Origin of the sequence: Zobellia russellii (assembly GCF_018728565.1) — a bacterium.
GTDB lineage: Bacteria > Bacteroidota > Bacteroidia > Flavobacteriales > Flavobacteriaceae > Zobellia > Zobellia russellii.
This window is the reverse complement of record NZ_JACSOI010000001.1, coordinates 703989-722591: the sequence shown is the minus strand read 5'-3', so window position 1 is coordinate 722591 and position 18603 is coordinate 703989. Positions and strand designations below refer to the sequence as shown.

Annotated in this window: 15 protein-coding genes; 6 read left to right on the top strand and 9 right to left on the bottom strand. The window is 38.4% G+C overall.

Going from position 1 to position 18603, the window contains the following annotated elements; genetic code table 11:
- Positions 1-15 precede the first annotated feature (15 nt).
- Positions 16-711 (top strand): ComF family protein, encoded by a 696-nt coding sequence (locus H9565_RS03080; RefSeq protein WP_215437358.1) that lies wholly within the window; start codon positions 16-18, stop codon positions 709-711.
- A gap of 87 nt (positions 712-798) precedes the next feature.
- Positions 799-2373, top strand: coding sequence for an Ig-like domain-containing protein (locus H9565_RS03075; protein WP_246560241.1), 1575 nt, complete (start codon positions 799-801; stop codon positions 2371-2373).
- Here H9565_RS03075 and H9565_RS03070 read toward each other — a convergent pair.
- The 4 genes from H9565_RS03070 to H9565_RS03055 all read right to left on the bottom strand — a co-directional run bounded on the left by H9565_RS03070 (position 2360) and on the right by H9565_RS03055 (position 5889).
- Positions 2360-3133 carry an amidohydrolase gene (locus H9565_RS03070; protein ID WP_215437356.1) on the bottom strand — a complete coding sequence of 258 codons (774 nt, stop codon included), beginning with the start codon at positions 3131-3133 and terminating at the stop codon, positions 2360-2362. The genes H9565_RS03075 and H9565_RS03070 overlap by 14 nt on opposite strands.
- An 8-nt stretch (positions 3134-3141) precedes the next feature.
- Positions 3142-3756 carry an NUDIX hydrolase gene (locus H9565_RS03065; RefSeq protein WP_215437354.1) on the bottom strand — a complete coding sequence of 205 codons (615 nt, stop codon included), beginning with the start codon at positions 3754-3756 and terminating at the stop codon, positions 3142-3144.
- 13 nt (positions 3757-3769) lie between these two features.
- A complete protein-coding gene (locus tag H9565_RS03060) occupies positions 3770-4243 on the bottom strand; it encodes an ankyrin repeat domain-containing protein (protein WP_215437352.1) in 474 nt (157 codons plus the stop codon).
- A 155-nt stretch (positions 4244-4398) separates the two neighbouring features.
- The gene (locus tag H9565_RS03055) at positions 4399-5889 is read right to left on the bottom strand and encodes a catalase (RefSeq protein WP_215437350.1); all 1491 of its coding nucleotides are present in this window, start codon (positions 5887-5889) and stop codon (positions 4399-4401) included.
- Between the two features lie 352 nt (positions 5890-6241).
- Here H9565_RS03055 and H9565_RS03050 point away from each other — a divergent pair, with 352 nt between their 5' ends.
- The 3 genes from H9565_RS03050 to H9565_RS03040 all read left to right on the top strand — a co-directional run bounded on the left by H9565_RS03050 (position 6242) and on the right by H9565_RS03040 (position 9322).
- Positions 6242-8446 (top strand): PAS domain-containing sensor histidine kinase, encoded by a 2205-nt coding sequence (locus H9565_RS03050; protein WP_215437348.1) that lies wholly within the window; start codon positions 6242-6244, stop codon positions 8444-8446.
- Positions 8443-8859: a response regulator gene (locus tag H9565_RS03045; RefSeq protein WP_246560239.1), complete on the top strand. Its 417-nt coding sequence runs from the start codon at positions 8443-8445 to the stop codon at positions 8857-8859. The genes H9565_RS03050 and H9565_RS03045 overlap by 4 nt, the downstream gene beginning before the upstream one ends.
- Before the next feature lie 70 nt (positions 8860-8929).
- Complete coding sequence (locus tag H9565_RS03040) at positions 8930-9322, top strand: response regulator (RefSeq protein ID WP_215437345.1); 393 nt, start codon at positions 8930-8932, stop codon at positions 9320-9322.
- Between the two features lie 8 nt (positions 9323-9330).
- Here the strand turns inward: H9565_RS03040 and H9565_RS03035 are convergent, their stop codons facing one another.
- Together H9565_RS03035 and H9565_RS03030 are read right to left on the bottom strand one after the other, a co-directional pair.
- Positions 9331-10710 carry a DUF5689 domain-containing protein gene (locus tag H9565_RS03035; RefSeq protein WP_215438204.1) on the bottom strand — a complete coding sequence of 460 codons (1380 nt, stop codon included), beginning with the start codon at positions 10708-10710 and terminating at the stop codon, positions 9331-9333.
- A 10-nt stretch (positions 10711-10720) separates the two neighbouring features.
- Positions 10721-13450 carry a TonB-dependent receptor gene (locus H9565_RS03030; protein ID WP_215437342.1) on the bottom strand — a complete coding sequence of 910 codons (2730 nt, stop codon included), beginning with the start codon at positions 13448-13450 and terminating at the stop codon, positions 10721-10723.
- 120 nt (positions 13451-13570) lie between these two features.
- Here H9565_RS03030 and H9565_RS03025 point away from each other — a divergent pair, with 120 nt between their 5' ends.
- On the top strand, positions 13571-14629 hold the full coding sequence (locus H9565_RS03025) for an endonuclease/exonuclease/phosphatase family protein (RefSeq protein ID WP_215437339.1): 1059 nt from the start codon (positions 13571-13573) through the stop codon (positions 14627-14629).
- Between the two features lie 69 nt (positions 14630-14698).
- On the opposite strand, the gene H9565_RS03020 is transcribed toward H9565_RS03025, so the two are convergent.
- The 3 genes from H9565_RS03020 to H9565_RS03010 form a co-directional block, all read right to left on the bottom strand.
- Positions 14699-15292, bottom strand: a complete 594-nt coding sequence (locus tag H9565_RS03020) for a 3-keto-disaccharide hydrolase (protein WP_215437336.1) — start codon at positions 15290-15292, stop codon at positions 14699-14701.
- A gap of 42 nt (positions 15293-15334) precedes the next feature.
- Entirely contained in the window at positions 15335-15775 is a 441-nt protein-coding gene (locus H9565_RS03015; protein ID WP_215437335.1) for a hypothetical protein, read from the bottom strand.
- Positions 15776-15867: 92 nt separating this feature from the next.
- On the bottom strand, positions 15868-18570 hold the full coding sequence (locus H9565_RS03010; protein ID WP_215437334.1) for a TonB-dependent receptor: 2703 nt from the start codon (positions 18568-18570) through the stop codon (positions 15868-15870).
- Between the last annotated feature and the right edge of the window lie 33 nt (positions 18571-18603).

Sequence of the window (18603 nt, the reverse complement as noted above, 5' to 3'; positions counted from 1 at the left end):
GGTTTGGTGTTTAAAATGTTAACAAATATACTAAATGATATCAATTCGGTCTTAGCACCACGGGTGTGTTTTGGATGTAATGTTCATTTAAACAGAGGAGAGAAACTCATCTGTACCATTTGCCGAAACGATTTGCCGCTTACCGATTATACTTTTAACGACGAAAACCCCGTTGACCGTATATTTTATGGCAGAATTAACATAAAAAAAGCAAGTTCCATGCTTTTTTTCTACGAAAAAGGTATCGTTCGCGAGCTTATACACCACTTAAAATATAGAAATCAGGAAGAAGTGGGTACATTTTTAGGGGACTGGTACGGGCAACTTCTAAAGGAAAACAATGAACTTACCAACGCAATAGACCTGGTAATTCCCGTTCCCCTGCACAAGAAAAAACTAAGACAACGCGGCTACAACCAAGTAGCTTCTTTTGCACAGCGTTTGGCGTTTCACCTAAACGCAGATTATGTTGACCACATTTTAATAAAAACAGCAAATACAAAAACACAGACCAAAAAGGGGAGAATAGGCAGATGGCAAAATAAAAAAGACCTGTACACTCTCTCAGACTTTAACTCACTAAAAGACAAGCGTATTCTTTTGGTAGATGATGTTATCACTACCGGTGCCACCATGGAAATATGTGCTAGAACATTAGCCCAAACGCCAAATACCACAATATTTATTGCCAGTATGGCGGTTGTACCTTAAGTGTGGAATTAAAGAAAATTAGTTGTTTCTTTGTGCCATAGTTCAGTTAATATGGTCCGCCGGTTTTTCACCTTTTTATTTCTATTCATGATTGTTGCCGTTCTATGGCAATGTGCACGCAGGGGAAGCCCAAGTGGTGGTCCTAAAGACCTTACCCCCCCTACTTTGACCAAGACCGAACCGGATAGTATGACCACCAACTTTAAGGCCAGCCGTATCCGATTGTATTTTGATGAGTTTATAAAACTAAAAGATATTCAGGAACAACTCATAGTTTCTCCTCCGTTAAAGTATCAACCGGACATAACCCCACAGGGCGGAGCAAGTAAATACCTTGAAGTAAAATTTAAGGATACGTTACGCGAAAACACAACATACACCCTTAATTTTGGGCAAAGCGTACAAGATAACAACGAGGGCAACCCCAGTAGTTTTTTAACCTATGTTTTTTCTACCGGAGACTATATTGATTCCCTTGACCTTACCGGCGCGGTTAAAGATGCTTTTAAGAAAAAAGCGGATGATTTTATTAGCGTAATGCTATATGAAATTGATACGGCCTATACAGATTCTACCATCTTTAAAAGACCTCCAAACTACATTACCAACACCTTGGACAGTGCAGTTATATTTAAGCTTAAAAACCTTAAAGAAGGGCAATACAAACTTTTTGCCTTAAAAGATGAAGCCAAGAACAACATGTTCGATCAGAATGTAGATAAAATTGCCTTTCTTCAAGACACTATAAATTTACCCACAGATTCTACTTACGTACTGACCCTTTTTAAGGAAATACCCAATTACAGTATGGCCGTACCAAGTCTGGTGGCTAAAAACAGGATTATTTTTGGTTATTATGGCGATGCCAGTGATGTGGAAATAGAACCAATAACATCTATACCCGATACCGTCAAGACCAAAATACTTAAAGAAAAAGACAAAGACTCCCTCAATTTTTGGTTTACTCCCTACGAAATGGACTCTATAGTCTTTACCGCCACGAACGAAAGATTAAAAATCATAGATACCTTTACCGTAAAGGGCAGAAAAGTTGATACGGATTCGTTGAGACTGAACCCCAATCAAAACGGTTCGCTTAATTTTAGCGACCCTTATTTTATTTCGGCCAATACACCGATAAGCGCTGTTGATTCTACCCTGTTTTTTATGACGGACCAAGACTCCTTGGCTGTCAATTTTACCACAAAGTTGGATACGATAGACAACAAAGTTGATATTGATTTTGCCGTAGAACCTAACCAAAGCTATCAATTAGACCTTTTACCCGGTGCCATTACGGATTTCTTTGGACAGGCAAATGACACAATCTCTTACTACCTGTCTACGAGTAGCTATGCGGATTATGGAAATTTGAGATTTAACATTACTGGAGGAGACTATCCTTTAATTGTTCAGCTAACCGATGAAAAAGGTGCTTTAAAAAGGGAAATTATAGCCACTGAACCCAAAGTGTTCGAATTCAACAATCTTGAACCTTCCAAATATCTTGTCCGGGTTATTTTTGATGCCAATGGCAATAGCAAATGGGATACGGGTAATTTCCTAAAAAAACAGCAGCCCGAAAAAATTAGCTACTACCCTGATGTTATTGAAGTAAGGGCTAATTGGGAAATGGAACAAACTTTTATTATTCCAAACTAAAACGGTCCCTATCGTTCAGAAACCTAAGCTTGGCGCGCACGTTCTCAATATGTTTTTTTGATAATGACGCCGTTACTATTTCCTCGTTTTCAGAAAAAACCAAATCTTTGCCCAAACTATCAAACACTACGGAATGTCCCGGGTATGCATGACCTACATCATCCGAACCAATTCTGTTGACACCTATACAATAGCTCATATTTTCAATAGCACGTGCTTTTAACAAAGTATCCCAGGCGGTAATTCTCGGTTCCGGCCAGTTGGCTACATAGACCAACACATCATAATCTACGGTATTTCGTGACCAGACAGGGAAACGCAGATCATAACAAATCATAGGGCAGATTTTGAACCCTTTATAATTTACGATGAGCCTTTCGCTGCCTGCCTTATATACTTTATCCTCGCCCGCAAGAGTAAATGTATGGCGCTTGTCATAAACCGAAGTTTTTCCGTCCGGCTCAACAAAGAACAACCTATTTTTATAAATTTTATTTTCTGAAAAAACAATACTGCCCATAACAGCTGCTTTGTTTTCTTGGGCCTTTTTTTTTATCCAGACCAATGTCTTCTGTCCCTCTTCTGTTTTGATATTCTGTGGCTCCATAGTAAATCCGGTAGTGAACATTTCCGGAAAGATTATTAAATCAACATCAGAAGGAAGAGCTCTTAGTTTTACATCTAGCGCCACTCTATTGGCTTCAGGGTCCTCCCACTTCAACGAGGTCTGTACCAAGGCTACGTTCAATAGTTCATCCATAGAAAAAATCAATCAAAATGTACATCAATTTTATTTTCAACTGCCATGCTATGCAATTGCTTTAGCTGCGATTCCAAAATCCGGTCTATTGAAAGTTCCGGTAAATTGTCCATATCAAAAAAAGCGGCCCCTTCCATATCAAAACCATGATTAAGCTCACCACCTGTAAGCTGGCATAGAAAGCAAAGCTTATACACATAAAAGGGTTGTGGTGGGTGCGGGTGCGACTGCTTGTCATATACCGCCAACAATCTTACAACACTGGTGCTCAAACCGGTTTCCTCCTCTATTTCTTTAGTAACACAGGCAGATGGCGGATATCCCACTTCGGCCCAACCACCAGGTATGGTCCATTTACCATCAATGCTTTCCCTAGCCATTAAAACCTGATTCTTCTTGTTCAGTACAAGCCCACGAACATCAACTTTTGGCGTTGGATAATCCGTAACGGGCATATAAAATTCCTCTAAAACTGGTAATGGCTTATTCGCCAATGAAGCAATCAACTGCAGCGCGATTTGCTTAAGCTCTTCATAACGCTCTCTGTTATATTCGTCCTCTGCATAAACAAGACCCGTTTCCGCTAGGGCCTTAATTCTTTTAATCTGCTCCAGTTGCTTCATTTAAATCTCTGAATCAATCGTTAGTACCCAATAAACTTATAAGTTCCGGAACGCCTTGCATCTTGGCATGGTCAAACGCCGTATTGCCCCTGGCGTCTTTTGCCGTTGTATCCGCTCCATGCTCCAATAACAGTTTTGCTATTTCCAGTCTATTAAAAGTTGCCGCATATATCAGACAAGTTGCCCCCATTGAATTACGTTCATTAACGTTAGCTCCTTTTTCAATCAACATTTTGGCAATGCCCGCAAAACCTTTAAAACATACGCCCATTAGCGCTGTGTTCCCTGAAGCATCTACCGCATCTATTTTAGCCCCATTGTTCAAAAGCACCTCGGCCGTCTCTATCTGATCATAATATGTAGCCAAAATTAACGGAGTAGAGCCCCTTTGATCTGTTGTATTTACCAATTCTGGATTTTCCTTAAGCATTGAGACCACCTCTTGTGTATTGCCCAAGCGTATTTCATTAAAAATTTTGTCACTCATAATCTGCTAGTATCATGTAGGTCTTGAGAATGATTAATGAATAAACACACCCTATACCTTTCAATTTATAAATTTAAAAAAAAGAGCCACGGTATGTGCCGCGGCCCTATAAATAATTACTCCAATTTTACTTTCTACGAAATGGATTTTAAAAATTAAGCTCCAACCTCTTCCGGTTTTACATTGGAATTTGGATCAATCCCTCCTTTTCTATCGTTTAGTGCCTTTTCAACACCTGTTCCATAGGCTGGGTCAGCTGCATAAAAATGTTTCAACTGCCTTTGCACTATTTCTTCCGAAACTCCGTCCATGGCAGTGGCGATATTATTAAAGAGACGTTGTCTTTGACCATCATTGAACATACGGAACAAATCTCCGGGTTGCTTGTAATCCCCAAAGGTATCGTTCTCCTCATAACGTCTAACATCTCCGTTAATTCTCATTGGCGGTTCCTCTGCACTTGGCACTTCTTCTGCTCCTCCTTTTGTATTAGGTTCATAATACGCATCCGGATTTCCAAAGTCATTGCTAAAAAATCGCATAGCACCATCTTTATGATAGTGATTTACTTCATTAAGAGGTGCATTGGCGGGAAGTGCTTCATAATGTGTTCCCAAACGGTACCTATGTGCATCGGCATACGAAAAGATACGGGCCTGTAGCACCTTGTCCGGTGAGAACCCAATACCTGGCACTACGTTAGATGGGGAGTAAGCGGCATTCTCAATATACTGCCAATAATTATCCGGGTTTTTGTTTAGCTCAAGCTCTCCAACTTCTATTAACGGATAATCGCCATGTGGCCACACTTTTGTAAGATCAAACGGGTTATACGGTGTTTTTTCTGCATCTGCCTCTGGCATAATCTGCACCTTTAACGTCCATTTTGGGAAGTTTCCAGCTTCAATTGCACCAAAAAGCTCTTCTTGATATTTTTCTCTGGTTTGACCTATAACCTCAGCAGTTTCTTCATTGGTATAGTGCTTATGGCCTTGCTGTGTTTTAAAATGGAATTTTACCCAAAAACGTTCACCATCATTGTTCCAAAAACTGAAGGTATGCGATCCGTACCCGTTCATGTGCATTGGTGTAATTGGAATACCACGATCGGACATTAAAATAGTTACCTGATGAAGGCTTTCAGGAGATAGCGACCAATAGTCCCACATTGCTTCAGGGGAACGTAAGTTAGTTCTAGGGTGTCTTTTTTGTGTATGTATAAAATCTGGAAATTTATAACCGTCCCTTAGGAAGAAAACTGGAGTATTGTTACCTACCAAATCCCAGTTACCTTCTTCCGTATAGAATTTTAAAGAAAAACCACGTACATCTCTTTCGGTATCTGCAGCGCCCAATTCTCCAGCAACTGTTGAAAAACGTGAAAGTACAGGGATCTGGTTACCTACTTTAGAGAATATTTTTGCACATGTATACTTAGAAATATCATGGGTTACCGTAAAAGTACCCATAGCACCCCATCCTTTGGCATGAACCACTCGTTCCGGTATTCTTTCACGATTTTGGTGCGCTAACTTTTCCAATAGCTTGTAGTCCTGTACTACAACGGGGCCTCTTTCTCCCGCTGTTTTTGAGCGCTGATTATTTGCTACTGGAGCTCCAGCCGATGTTGTCAATTTTTTCTTCATATCTAAGTATTTTTAAACAACCCATTTCACTGAGTATCAATTATTTTCAAAATAAAGGTACCAAAAAGAGACAAATACAGTATAAAAAAATAATATTAAAATATTATTCAAAAATAGATTTTAACTATTAAACCGATTGATGGAGATAAGATTTTTAGTAAAAGCATCTAATTTTTAATAAACAATGTCTTAGCCCGACTCGTTTAATTCAACCTAACACAAAATATGACAGATTTTTCGTATATTATTGGCGTATATTATATAGGATTGTGTTAAATATGGTCTCTTATGTTTCATAAGGAAACGTACTATTCATTGTTAAGTCCTATTTTTACGATAAAACCCCTAAACATTGCAAACTCTTTCTATAACTTCCTTAATCAAAGATTCCCCCAGTGCAGTTGCTATTTTGGATACGCGACTACGCTTTGCAGGAAACTCTAGAGTATGGCTAAACGATTTCTGCCCTGATTATGACTCAATCACAGGCGAGAATTATTTTGACGTACTTCCAAATACCCCCGAAAAATTAAAATCCGTACTTCATGAATGCCTTGAAAAGGGACTAAAAAATCTTAACGAGGGAGAAAAATTTATTTTCCCCAACGGCAAAGTCCAATGGCTGAAATGGAGAATAAGCGCTTGGACCAATAATAACAACGAAATAGGAGGTCTCATAGTTACCCTAGAAGATGTAACCGAAACAAAACGTAGTGAAGAACTTTATGCTAAGGCTGAACGCGTTGCACGAATAGGTGGCTGGGAGGTTGATATGTCTACAAATTTTGTGCATTGGACAAATATAACCAAAGATATCCATGAAGTACCTAGAGATTTTAAACCGAACCTAGAAACCGGCATAAATTTTTATAAAAAGGGAGAACATAGAGAAAAGATAACAAGCTTGGTAACCAATGCCATTACAGATGGCACTCCTTGGGATACAGAGTTGATAATCGTTACTGCAAAGGGTAATGAGGTATGGGTTAGGGCAAAAGGCGAAGTTGAGTTTCTAGACGGGAAATGCGTACGTATTTTTGGAACTTTTCAAGATATTGACGAAAAAAAGAAAACGGAACTCAAGTTTTTTGAGGCCACCCAAAGACTTGAAGTTGCTACTAAAGGAGCCAAGGTTGGTATATGGGACTATGATATCATAAACAACCAACTCGTGTGGGACGATAACATGTACCAACTCTACGGGATTGACAGAAATGATTTTAAGGGTGAGTACGAAGCTTGGCAAGCAGGCCTGCACCCCGATGATAAAGCCCGGGGAGATCAAGAGATTGCCAAGGCCATATCCGGAGTAAAAGACTTTGATACCGAGTTTAGAGTCGTTTGGCCTAATGGGGACATCAGGTACATAAAAGCTACTGCGGTAACCCAAAGAAATGCCGCAGGGAAAGCCATAAAAATGACAGGGACCAACTGGGACATTACAGAGCTCAAGAATACCCAGATGATGCTCACTAAAAGTCAAGAATCTTTTTTTGGTGCCTTCGAGAATTCGGATACAGGTATGGCCATTGTTAGTATAACTGGCAAATGGATTAAAATAAACGAAAGTCTGTGCTCTAGTTTAGGCTACACAGAAGAAGAGCTTCTTAAATTAACCTTTCAGCAAATAACCCACCCCGAAGATTTACAGAATGACATAGATTTACTGAACCAAACTATTGCCGGAGAAATACCAAGTTACCAGATGGGCAAACGTTATTTCCACAAAAACGGCAGCATTGTTCATGGTATTTTGACCGTAACCGCAGTTAAAAATATTAACGGTAAAATTTTACACTTCATTTCACAAATTACGGATATTACCCCGCAGATAGAAAACGAAAAAAAATTAAAACGTTTGGTTGATATTACCTCAGAGCAAAATGAAAGCCTTCTAAATTTTGCCCACATCGTATCACATAATCTACGGTCACATTCCAGTAACTTGGCAATGCTTACTAAATTTCTTGTTAAAGAAGAAAGTGATGAAGAGCGCCAAAACCTTTTGGGCATGCTTAGTGGCGCATCAGACAGTCTTAATGAGACCATTTTACATTTAAACGAGGTGGTTCAGGTAAAAGTAGGTGCTTTGGAAAAGATGAAGAGCATCAACCTATATGATAGCATCAAAAATGTAAAGAAAAACCTCAATCTTATAATACAGGAAAAAAATGCGGTTTGCGAAATCAACATTCCTAAAAATCTGATGGTTAGTGCTATCCCTGCCTATTTAGACAGTATTGTTTTAAACTTACTCTCTAATGGTATTAAATACAGTTCACCAGACAGAAAACCTTTAATCCAAATAAGTTCAGAAGTAAACGAAGAAAATATAATTCTTTCATTTAAAGATAATGGCTTGGGAATAGACCTAAACAAGCATAGGGAAAAACTTTTTGGTATGTACAAAACGTTTCATCGCAATAAAGACGCCAAAGGCATAGGTCTGTTTATTACGAAAAACCAAATAGAAGCCATGAGCGGAAAAATTGAGGTAGAAAGCACCGTAGGTGTGGGAAGTACCTTTAAACTACACTTTAAAAAACCATTGACATGAATATGAATATCACTAAAATTAAGAGTGTCTGCATTATAGACGACGACCCTATCTTTATCTACGGCACCAAACGTATCATGAACGAAGTTGACTTTGCTGACGAGATCATTATTTATAATGATGGCCTTGCTGCGTTTGACGGACTAAAGGCAATGACTAAAAAGGGAGAGGAACTGCCATCTATGATTTTTTTAGACATAAACATGCCCATAATGAACGGGTGGGAGTTTTTAGATGAATTTGTTCAATTACCCAATAACAACAGTGAAAATATTACCATTTACATTATAAGTTCTTCTGTTGACCCGCGGGATATTGCAAGGATACATGAATATAAGGTTGTCAACAACTACATTTTAAAACCTATTTCAATAGAAGATCTTCATAATATTCTTCAAAATGTAGGTAATTAAGGCTATTTGTTTATTTTAGGCGATTGTATAAAATCATTAAACCTAGAGCTAAGCGAATATTACTTTATTGATGGGCAATTTTGAAAAAACATGCATTATAGACGATGATGCGATAGCCGTTTTTGGATTAAAAAGAGCAATGCAAGCTTTAAAATTCTCCCCAGAACTCGTTATTTATGAAAACGGTCTTGACGCCATAGAAGGTTTTAAAACAATGATAGATGGCAAAATGTCTCTCCCTTCCCTAATTTTAATAGATATTAATATGCCAGTGATGGACGGATGGGATTTTATTACCGAAATGCGTAAAATATGGCCCAAAGACCTAGAAGAGCCAACAATTTATATGATGACTTCTTCTTTAAGCCCTATGGATGTTGAAACGGCCAAAAGCTTTGGGTTAGAAAACAATTATCTCATAAAACCCATTTATGCAGAGGTTTTACAAGGTATTTTAGTGTAATACTAAATTTAACCTTTCTTTTTTGGGGAAAAATCATCCGGTGCTATTTTAACCTGTTTGGTTGTACCCATGTCTCCCGAGTCGTTCCATATATACCATTCATTAAAATCAAAACTGCCGTTTCCTTTCAAAAATTCTGGTTTACGCAACGCCCGGCCATCTTCAAATTCATGATTGGTGCCACTGCCATCTTCTCCTACAACCCCAAATACATCAATTACTTTTCCGAATGGATCTACCAGTTCAAGATTATCATCTCCGTTAGAATCTGCCGGACTATTGGTTCCTACACCTAAATCAGGCGGAAATCCATAAACCGCTTCAAACTCCCCAGCGTTTGGTGAAATCACTATAAAACCATTTGCATCTATAGTTAGAGCGGACAAGTCTATTTCTGAACTGACTTCTGTGCTCGCATTTGTATACCGCTTTAGGCTCCAGCCTTTAAGACTTAAACTTTCATCTGAAGAATTATAAAGCTCAACAAACCTGGCCGAAGCATTATTGTCCGGATCGGCTAATTCTGAGATCAATATATTTTCAGAAGTAAATTCATCTACCAACTCGGTACAGCGTTCTTGATTGAAGTCTATATCCAGCAAACTACGAATGCCAATCCTGTAATCTGCATTCTCCCTCAACAAAATCCCTGTTACGCTTCCTTTACCCTCCGGCAACAAATCGGCTTGAAAATCAGAATACCCGCTGTTCAGCATAATAATTTCATTATCGTTACAATCTACCAGAATACGTTCTGTCTCCTCTCCTGCAAGTGCAAAGGGTTGACCTAATTCCTCTTCCTTAAACTCTACATCGGTAAGCGTAACGAGCGTGTTGGTCAATTCCTTTTTCACATCGGAAATTGTTATTACTGTAGGCTCAGCAAATACTTCTTCGTCACAAATTCTAAAAACATGTTCATTAACAATAGCAGCCGGTAACCTCCCTACCGAAACATTACCAAAAGAGGTAAAGGTAGCTCCTAGGTTAAATACGTCCTTACTCTTTCCTAGGTATAAACTTTTTAACTTTATTCCGATTTTTGTTCCCACGGGATAAAACAAATGCGAGTCCCTAACGTCTACTTCTATTTGGAATCCCTCGGTTGGATTAACGGAACTATCCTGAAAATATAGTACACTAAAAAAGTTTCCAGCTTCATCTGAGGAAACAACATACCCCTCAATTATCAAATCATCTTGTATTTGGAAAGTATCACCCTTATAAAGACTTTTCACATCTGCATATGTACTATTAGCTGTCAGGTTTGAAGTACAGTCGTTTGGTGGCTGTTCATAATTACGGCTCTTTATACAACTGTTAAAACACACAGTTACAAGAAACGAAAAAACAAAAATCAACTTATTGAATCTATGCCTATCTCCCATCTGTACCATACTAAAAGCTATATGCCAAGTTTAAAAAATACGTGCGTCCATAACCGTACCAATACTTAGGAGCAAAGGATGGTGTTCCACTTAAATTATCTTGCTTGAATTGACCGTAATTACCATTTCTACTTTGCTCATAACCTCCCGTCCGGAACACGGAATCAAAAAGGTTGTTGACACTTGCAAAAACACTGATGTATTTTCCGTTCTTCAACCAAGATTTCCCACCTACTAAATTCAGCAGGTAAAAATTATCCAGCGGTCTTTGAGCCAGTGCATTACTCACATTTTCTTCTGTGGCATCCGCAAACGGGCTATTGGTTTCAGGATCCAAATAAAAACTTCGGGTCCTGGTAAGAGTAGATATGCCTGCATAATTATTTGCCAAGTAATTAGTAGTAGCTCCCACCCACCAATATTTGGGATCACGATACTCTATACCTATCGCATAAGCTTGTTGGGGACCTTGCGCCAATTTATAATCTTTGATTTTGGCAACACCCAAATCTACCGTGCCCTCTAAGTTTATAAGGTCTTCTTCCCTTCCTGCCGTATCAAAATTAATGGCAACATTTGGGTCGCTCGCATATACATACTTGCCTACAGCAGCCACAGCGGTCAATTTTACCGCTGACGACAACTGATATTCCAAACCTAGTTCCGTGCCCATATGCAGCTTGTCTAGCCCCGTGAGAACCTCCTGGACGAAGTCTGACCCAACACCGGCATCAACAAAGAAGAAATTTACGTCCGTTGTATTTTGAAAACGGGTGTAAAATCCCGTAAGCCTACCAGTTAATTTAGGAAGGCGCAGAAAGTAATTAAGGTCTACGGTCGTATTTATTTCATTACTAATGTTGGGTACAACGTTATTATTCTCGCGTGGGTTAATAAACACATTTTGAAGTACCGGCGGCCTGGTCATGTAGGAACCGTGAGCGGACAGCCAATGTCTTTCTGTTAATTTATAAGTAAAACCAGATTTGCCTCCCAATGAATTGAATACTGCTGCATCACTTTTACCCAATGAACTCTGCGGGTATCTATCATTTTTAAAAAGACCTACTCGTTGGTAATTGGTAGTCGCATATTTACCGGATATAAATGCACTCCACCTTTCTTGACTATATTTAAATTGAACGAACGACTCAAACTGATCGGCCTTCATCTTATAATTGTAATTGAATATGTCATCCTCTCCTTTTTCAACCGTTCCGTTACTATCGTTCAGTGTTTCGGAAAACGGGTCAATATCAGCATGAAAATCCGCTCCCAACAAATCATTAATTTTAGCATAATTTTCAGAATTCAGGGTTTTATAACTCAACCCAAAATCCATTAAAAACCTATCGGTTAAAATTAAATTCCCCACAGTATTTAAACTTACCTGTGTATCATCAGCTACATCATCATACAAAACATAAGCGGCATTTCCATTGGTGTTAGCTGTGTAAACCTGACTCCAATTAAGTTGTGGTTCGTTCAAAAAACCTTCCTTAGCCGCATTAGCACTACTAAAATTAGCCCCTAATGGGGAGTTGATATAGAAGCTGGGCAAATACCTATAGTAGGTTGGGTCCGGATTTGGCGCATTATAATACCCTAACCGACTTCTAGAATTAGAACCGGACTGGTAGGCCATTCCCGTAATTAAACTAAACCAATCGGAGCTAAAATAATGGTTGAGCATAAAAATCGGTTCCGAGATTTTTCGCTCTCGAGAGTTTCTGATCTCACCATTCTGCTCCCCCCAATAAGGATTATATTTTTTACCTGCCAAATCAAAGACCTCCTCTGTAATAGCAGAGGAACGACCTCGTCTATTTGAAGCCCAAAGTGCAGTAAGGTTTATACTGTTCTTTTCATTGAATTGATATTCTAGAGCACCAAAAAATGAAAATGCGTCATATAATGTACCATCTATATACCCCTGTTTCGCCCACCTTCTTGAACCAGAAACCGAATACGCCAAACCATTTTTTTGAACGCCAGAAGTATAGGTGGCCATTAATCTGCCCGCATAGGTCCTGTTGGAATATGATGTAGATAAACGCGTACCAGGCCGCAAACCAGAAGGTCTTGTATCTATGTTGGTGTTGCCCAAAATACCTCCAAAAGTATAGTCCGATGCTTCTAGGCCATTTGTAAATTGTTGATTTCTGGTTACATCGTTCATGCCTCCCCAATTGTTCCACTGAGGACGACCATCATAAAACTTATTCATTGAAATACCGTTCAATAGCACCGTTCCGTTCTGTGAATCGTATCCACGTACCCGAAAAAATGCCTGACCAAAATCAAAAGCTGCTCTATTTAAAAATAAATCTCTAGTTGCCCTGAGCAGACCGGAAGAATTAGAACTTACTTCATCATCCAACAATTCTGCATCACTCAATGAGATAAGGTTATCCGCCTGTTCTATCTGAATATCTTCCTCCAAGTAAAGTGTACCTAAATCCAAGTTTCCGTTTTCCACAGAAATGGGTACCCTTTTAAGAATATAATCGGTCGCTTCAATCTCTAAAATGTAATCCCCTGAATTTTGAATCGAAAGAACGAACACTCCTTCATCATTAGATACCGTATACGCGTTCGTACCTTCCAAGTTAATCTTAGCATTTTCAACAGGAATTTTTGACCGGTATGAAAGAAGTATACCTTCTACAGAAAAGCTGGCTTGAGACCATATGGCAAAATGCCACATGAATAAAAAGGTACCACAAAGGAATAATCTCATTAACGGGGTTTAATGGTCGGGAATCCCTAACAAGATATCGAAAACACAAATTATCCTACAAGAAATACCTACAAAAATCATTGTTTTTTCGTTAATTGGTATTCGTATCTATCTAACCGTATGAATTTTAGGTTTACATTACTCTTGCTATTGTTTGCTCTTGGAGGGTATTCTCAGGAAGACAAATTGTATAAAATTAGAACTGTTGCATTTTATAATTTTGAGAACTTATTCGACACAGAAAACGATACCCTTATTTTTGATGACGACCGAACTCCCGAAGGAAAAGATAACTGGACACTTGAACGTTACAATAAAAAAGTTGATCACCTTTCCCGTGTTCTTTCGGAAATTGGATTGAACACTAGTAAAACTTCCCCAGACATCATAGGAATTTGTGAGGTAGAAAACCGAAAAGTTATAGAGGATGTAATTCACCATCCTAATTTAATTTCAAGAGATTATGGGATAGTGCATTATGATTCTCCCGATGAACGCGGGATCGATGTTGCCCTGCTGTACAAAAAATCCGTATTCCTACCTACTTCATCTGCAAGTCATAGACTATTGCTTATTAATGATGATGACGAAAGAAATTACACAAGAGACCAACTTATTGTTGGCGGACTTTTAGACGACGAACAGTTCTATTTTATGGTAAACCATTGGCCTTCTAGAAGTGGTGGCGAAGCAAGAAGTAAGCCCAACCGCATGGCCGCAGCAAAACTCAGTAAACGTATTATAGACTCTGTACAACGGTTGGATGCCGATGCGAAAATCATTAGCATGGGCGATTTTAACGACGACCCCACCAACGATAGCTTTAAAAAGATTCTTAAGACTAAAGGTAAGGCCAACAAATTGGACAGCCTAGGTCTTTACAACCCCATGGAGAAACTCTATAAAAAGGGAATAGGGTCTCTTGCGTACAGGGACAAATGGAATCTTTTTGACCAGATTTTCTTTACCCAAAATCTTTTACAGCCTAAAGAAAGGTTTTATAAATTTTGGAAGGCCAAAGTTTTTAACGCTCCCTATTTAATTACTAAAAAGGGGCAATACAAAAGCTATCCCAAAAGAACCTATGCCGGTGGAAGTTACACCGGAGGATATTCAGATCATTTTCCGGTTTACATCTACCTAATAAAACCTGTTATGGACAAAACCCCAACCGAATAAGAAGCTAAAACGACCTAATCATTCTATAAAAATGAATAGGTCGTTCTAAGTATTTTTTTATAAAAATTGTTACTTCAGTTCGGTAATTTTAATGTTTTTCCATTGCACTTTAATTCCTCCTCCATCATGAATTTGTAAAATAACCGACCCTTCGCCGGCGCCAATAATTTTGTCGGTCAGCGTAATCATTTCAGTACCGTTTAACCACGAAGTAATCTCATCTCCGTTTACACGAATTTTCATGGTATTCCACTCGCCCATTTTAAGGGCCTTATCTTTTTCGGGCGCCGGTTTTATGAGCCAGTTTCGGCCATATGATTCGTAAACTCCCCCTGTAGAATATCCTGGTGGCGCCACCTCTACTTGCCAACCACTAACCGTTGTGCCTTCTACAGTAGAACGAATAAACACACCACTATTACCGTCTGCCAACTGTCTAAAGTCCACTGTTAGCTCAAAATTTTTATAGTGTTCATCCGTAGCCAAATATCCATATTGCTCATCCGGACCACTCTCACAAACCAAAAGACCATCTTCTACATACCACTTTTCAGTACCGTAAATTGTCCATCCGTCCAAGTTTTTACCATTAAAAAGTTCCTTTTCCTGTGCAAAGGTAGAGACCGCAAAAAATGCGAATACGATTACTAAAATGTTTTTCATGTTGGTTGGTTTGAGTTAGCAAAGTAAAATAATTCCCGGAAGTTAGTTAAACCATTGCCCCCAAGGAATACGACTAAGAATAAGTACTAGACCCAAACCATAGAAAATAGCAATGCTTTTGAACTTCTTGTCTCCTTCAACAAACTTCTTGTGACGAGACCAGCCCACTGTTATTAAAACAATGGCAATAATATTTATGAACGGATGCTCTACCGCCAATAATCTTGATGCCGAATTAAGACCGCCCATACCCAATGCCTGAATAGCTTGAAGTCCGCTTGGCGAAACAAAATATAGTATTAAGCCTACTAATAGTTGGATGTGCGACAAAATCAACGTAAAAAGGCTTAGGCGCAAATCCTTTTCCATAGTAAACATTTTGTTACCAACCCAGCCCATAATGGCGTTGGAAACGGCCAAGAATAGCAGAGCGAGAACAACATAGGCCAAATAAGAGTGAACCACCTGAATAACTTCGTACATAATAGATATATTTTAAGCTTTAAATGTACTGATTTTTGGGCATAAAAAAACCCTGCCGCTTGGCAGGGTTTTATCTCTTTTTAAATTTAATACTAGAAGCTATAACGAGCACTAACATTAAAAGTTCTTCCAAATCCAAAAAATACTTTATTATCTGTAGAGATTCCTTCATACAAAGAATCACCACTTCCTGCAAAGGTGTTCGTTAAAGATTCAGCAATATACTCTGTATCAAAAAGGTTATTTACATTAGCTGCAATACTTAGTTTGTTACTTCCTCCAAAACCAAAGGTATAGTAAGCACCTAAATCAAAAAGTGTATAACTTGGCAAACGTAAGGAACCGTTATTATCAGCAGAATCAAAATCCTCAGCATTTAAAAATGCATATAATCTTGAAGCATTGTAAAGGTTAGCACTAATCTTAAGATCTTCAATAGGTCTTATGATCATTTCTAGGTTAGTTGTAAATTGTGCAGCATCACCAACTTTTACCCCATCTAAAAATAAAGAAACATCTGGATCAATAATATTTCTGTCATCATCCAAAGCTTGACCAAATGCATTACCTCCATATTCCCAATCACCCAAAGAAAGCATACCTCTAAACTGTACTACTTCTGATGCACGGTAGTTAGCTTCAATTTCAATACCTTGGTGAATTTGCTCTACACCGTTAATATTTGCATTACCCTCATCTCCTGTTGGAGTTTCAACGCCAATACTAACAAATCTATCTTTCCAAGTAGTTCGGTAAATGTTGACCTTAGCTCTAAAGTCACCAAGATTGAGACCATAACCCAATTCAAGACCTAAAATTTTCTCATTAGTTAAATCTGGATTCAACTCATTTACGAAATTGATATAAACGGCATCGAACAATGGTTGTTTTGAATAGTAACCACCATTAAAAAATACGTTGTTTGCTTCATTAATATTAAAGTTAACACCACCTTTAATGTTACCTCCCAAAATATTTTCCCAATCTGTTTCTTGTAAAGGATCAGAATCTAGATAGTTGAAATAATCGATTCTCTTAAATCCTTGGTTAGAAATGCCACCTTGAACAAAAGCGGAAACTACACCATCAGTATATTCAACTTGACCAAATGCACCAGCCCATCTTACAAGACCATCATTATAATAATCAATTTTCTCCTCATCATCAATACTCTTGAACACATTCAAAATAGACGAGAAATCAGAATCTACAACACCGTCTTGACGTACAACATGATTAGGATTATTGATGTCATCATCATCAAAATAACCATCAGCCCCTAACAAATTATCCATTCTTCTGTAATGAATACCCTTATAGCTTCTTAAATCCAAACCTACATCATAGCTCCATTTTTCGTTAATTTGAGTATTCAAATTAGCAATTAAACCAAACCAGTTGTGAGAATTAATAGATGCTCTTCTTGCAAGGCCATCACCAAAGCTTGTAGTGATATATTCTCCATCGGTATTAGGCGACAATTGGTAATCATTACCATCATAAAAAGTAACCGCCTCACCACCATTGAAACGAGAAATTAAATCATAATCAACCTGACCAGTTTCAGGAATTCTATATCTACTAGAACTAGCAAAACCGGAATTTGGACCAGAACCAATATCACCTGTACCACCACCACGACCAAAAGAGGCGTAAACAGAAGTAGATAAAGTTGATTTTTCAGAAGCTTTCCATTCCCATGTCAATGAAGTAATAGGCTTATGGTAGAAGTTTCTTCTCCAACCAAATTCTTCACCATTTAAAGTACCATCGTTATAGTTATATTTAGCGCCATACTCTAAATGATCTGCCAACGTTGCAACATTAAAGAAACTTGATGTTCTCTGGTTGTGTACTTGTGGGGCTCCAGTTAAAACGAACTGGAAATTATGTTTTTCATTAGGCTCATAACCCAAACCTATAAAATAATTGTAACCTTCAAATTCAGTTCCCTGAATATAACCGTCACCAGAAGTTCTACCTAACAATATAGAAGCCGCAAAGCCTTTATCAGATTTTCCAGTATTGTAAGCGACGTTAGTTTTTAAATAACCATCGTTTCCTCCACCAAGTGTAACTGTACCACCTTCTTCTTTCTCGGTAGATTTTGTAATAACGTTTATGGTACCACCTACAGAAGAAATTGCCAACTTAGATGACCCTAAACCTCTTTGTACCTGCATTGCAGTAGTAACATCACCTAAACCAGCCCAGTTACTCCAATACACTGCGCCATTTTCCATATCATTAACAGGAATACCATTAACCATTACCGCAGTGTTTCTAGAATCAAAACCTCTAACGTTTACTCTACCATCACCAAAACCACCACCTGTTTTGGTAGCGTAAATAGAAGGAGTAGATTTAAGTATTTCAGGTAATTCCTGAGAACCTAATTTTTCTTGAATCTCTGCTGCTCTAATAGTCGAAACCGCGACAGGAGTCTCCCTGTCTTTTGCAATATCAATTACACCACTTACTACAACACCTTCTAATTCTTGCGCATTAGGTTCCAATACAATATTACCTATATTACCACCACTGGTATAAGCTACTTTCTTGGAAGTATATCCAATGTAAGAAACTAAAAGTGTTCCTGCATTTTCTGTGATTTCAATTTGAAACTTACCATCAAAATCTGTTGAAGTTCCGTTGGTTGTCCCTTGAAGAACAACACTGGCTCCTGGCAGTGGCTCATTAAGCTCACCATCTATTACGGTACCCGTAATAGTTCCTTGTGAAAATGCGATAGTCGTCATCAGAAATGCGACCCATGCGAAGTACATCTTTTTCATTTGTTCAGTTTTTACGTTTTCTCAATTTGCTGC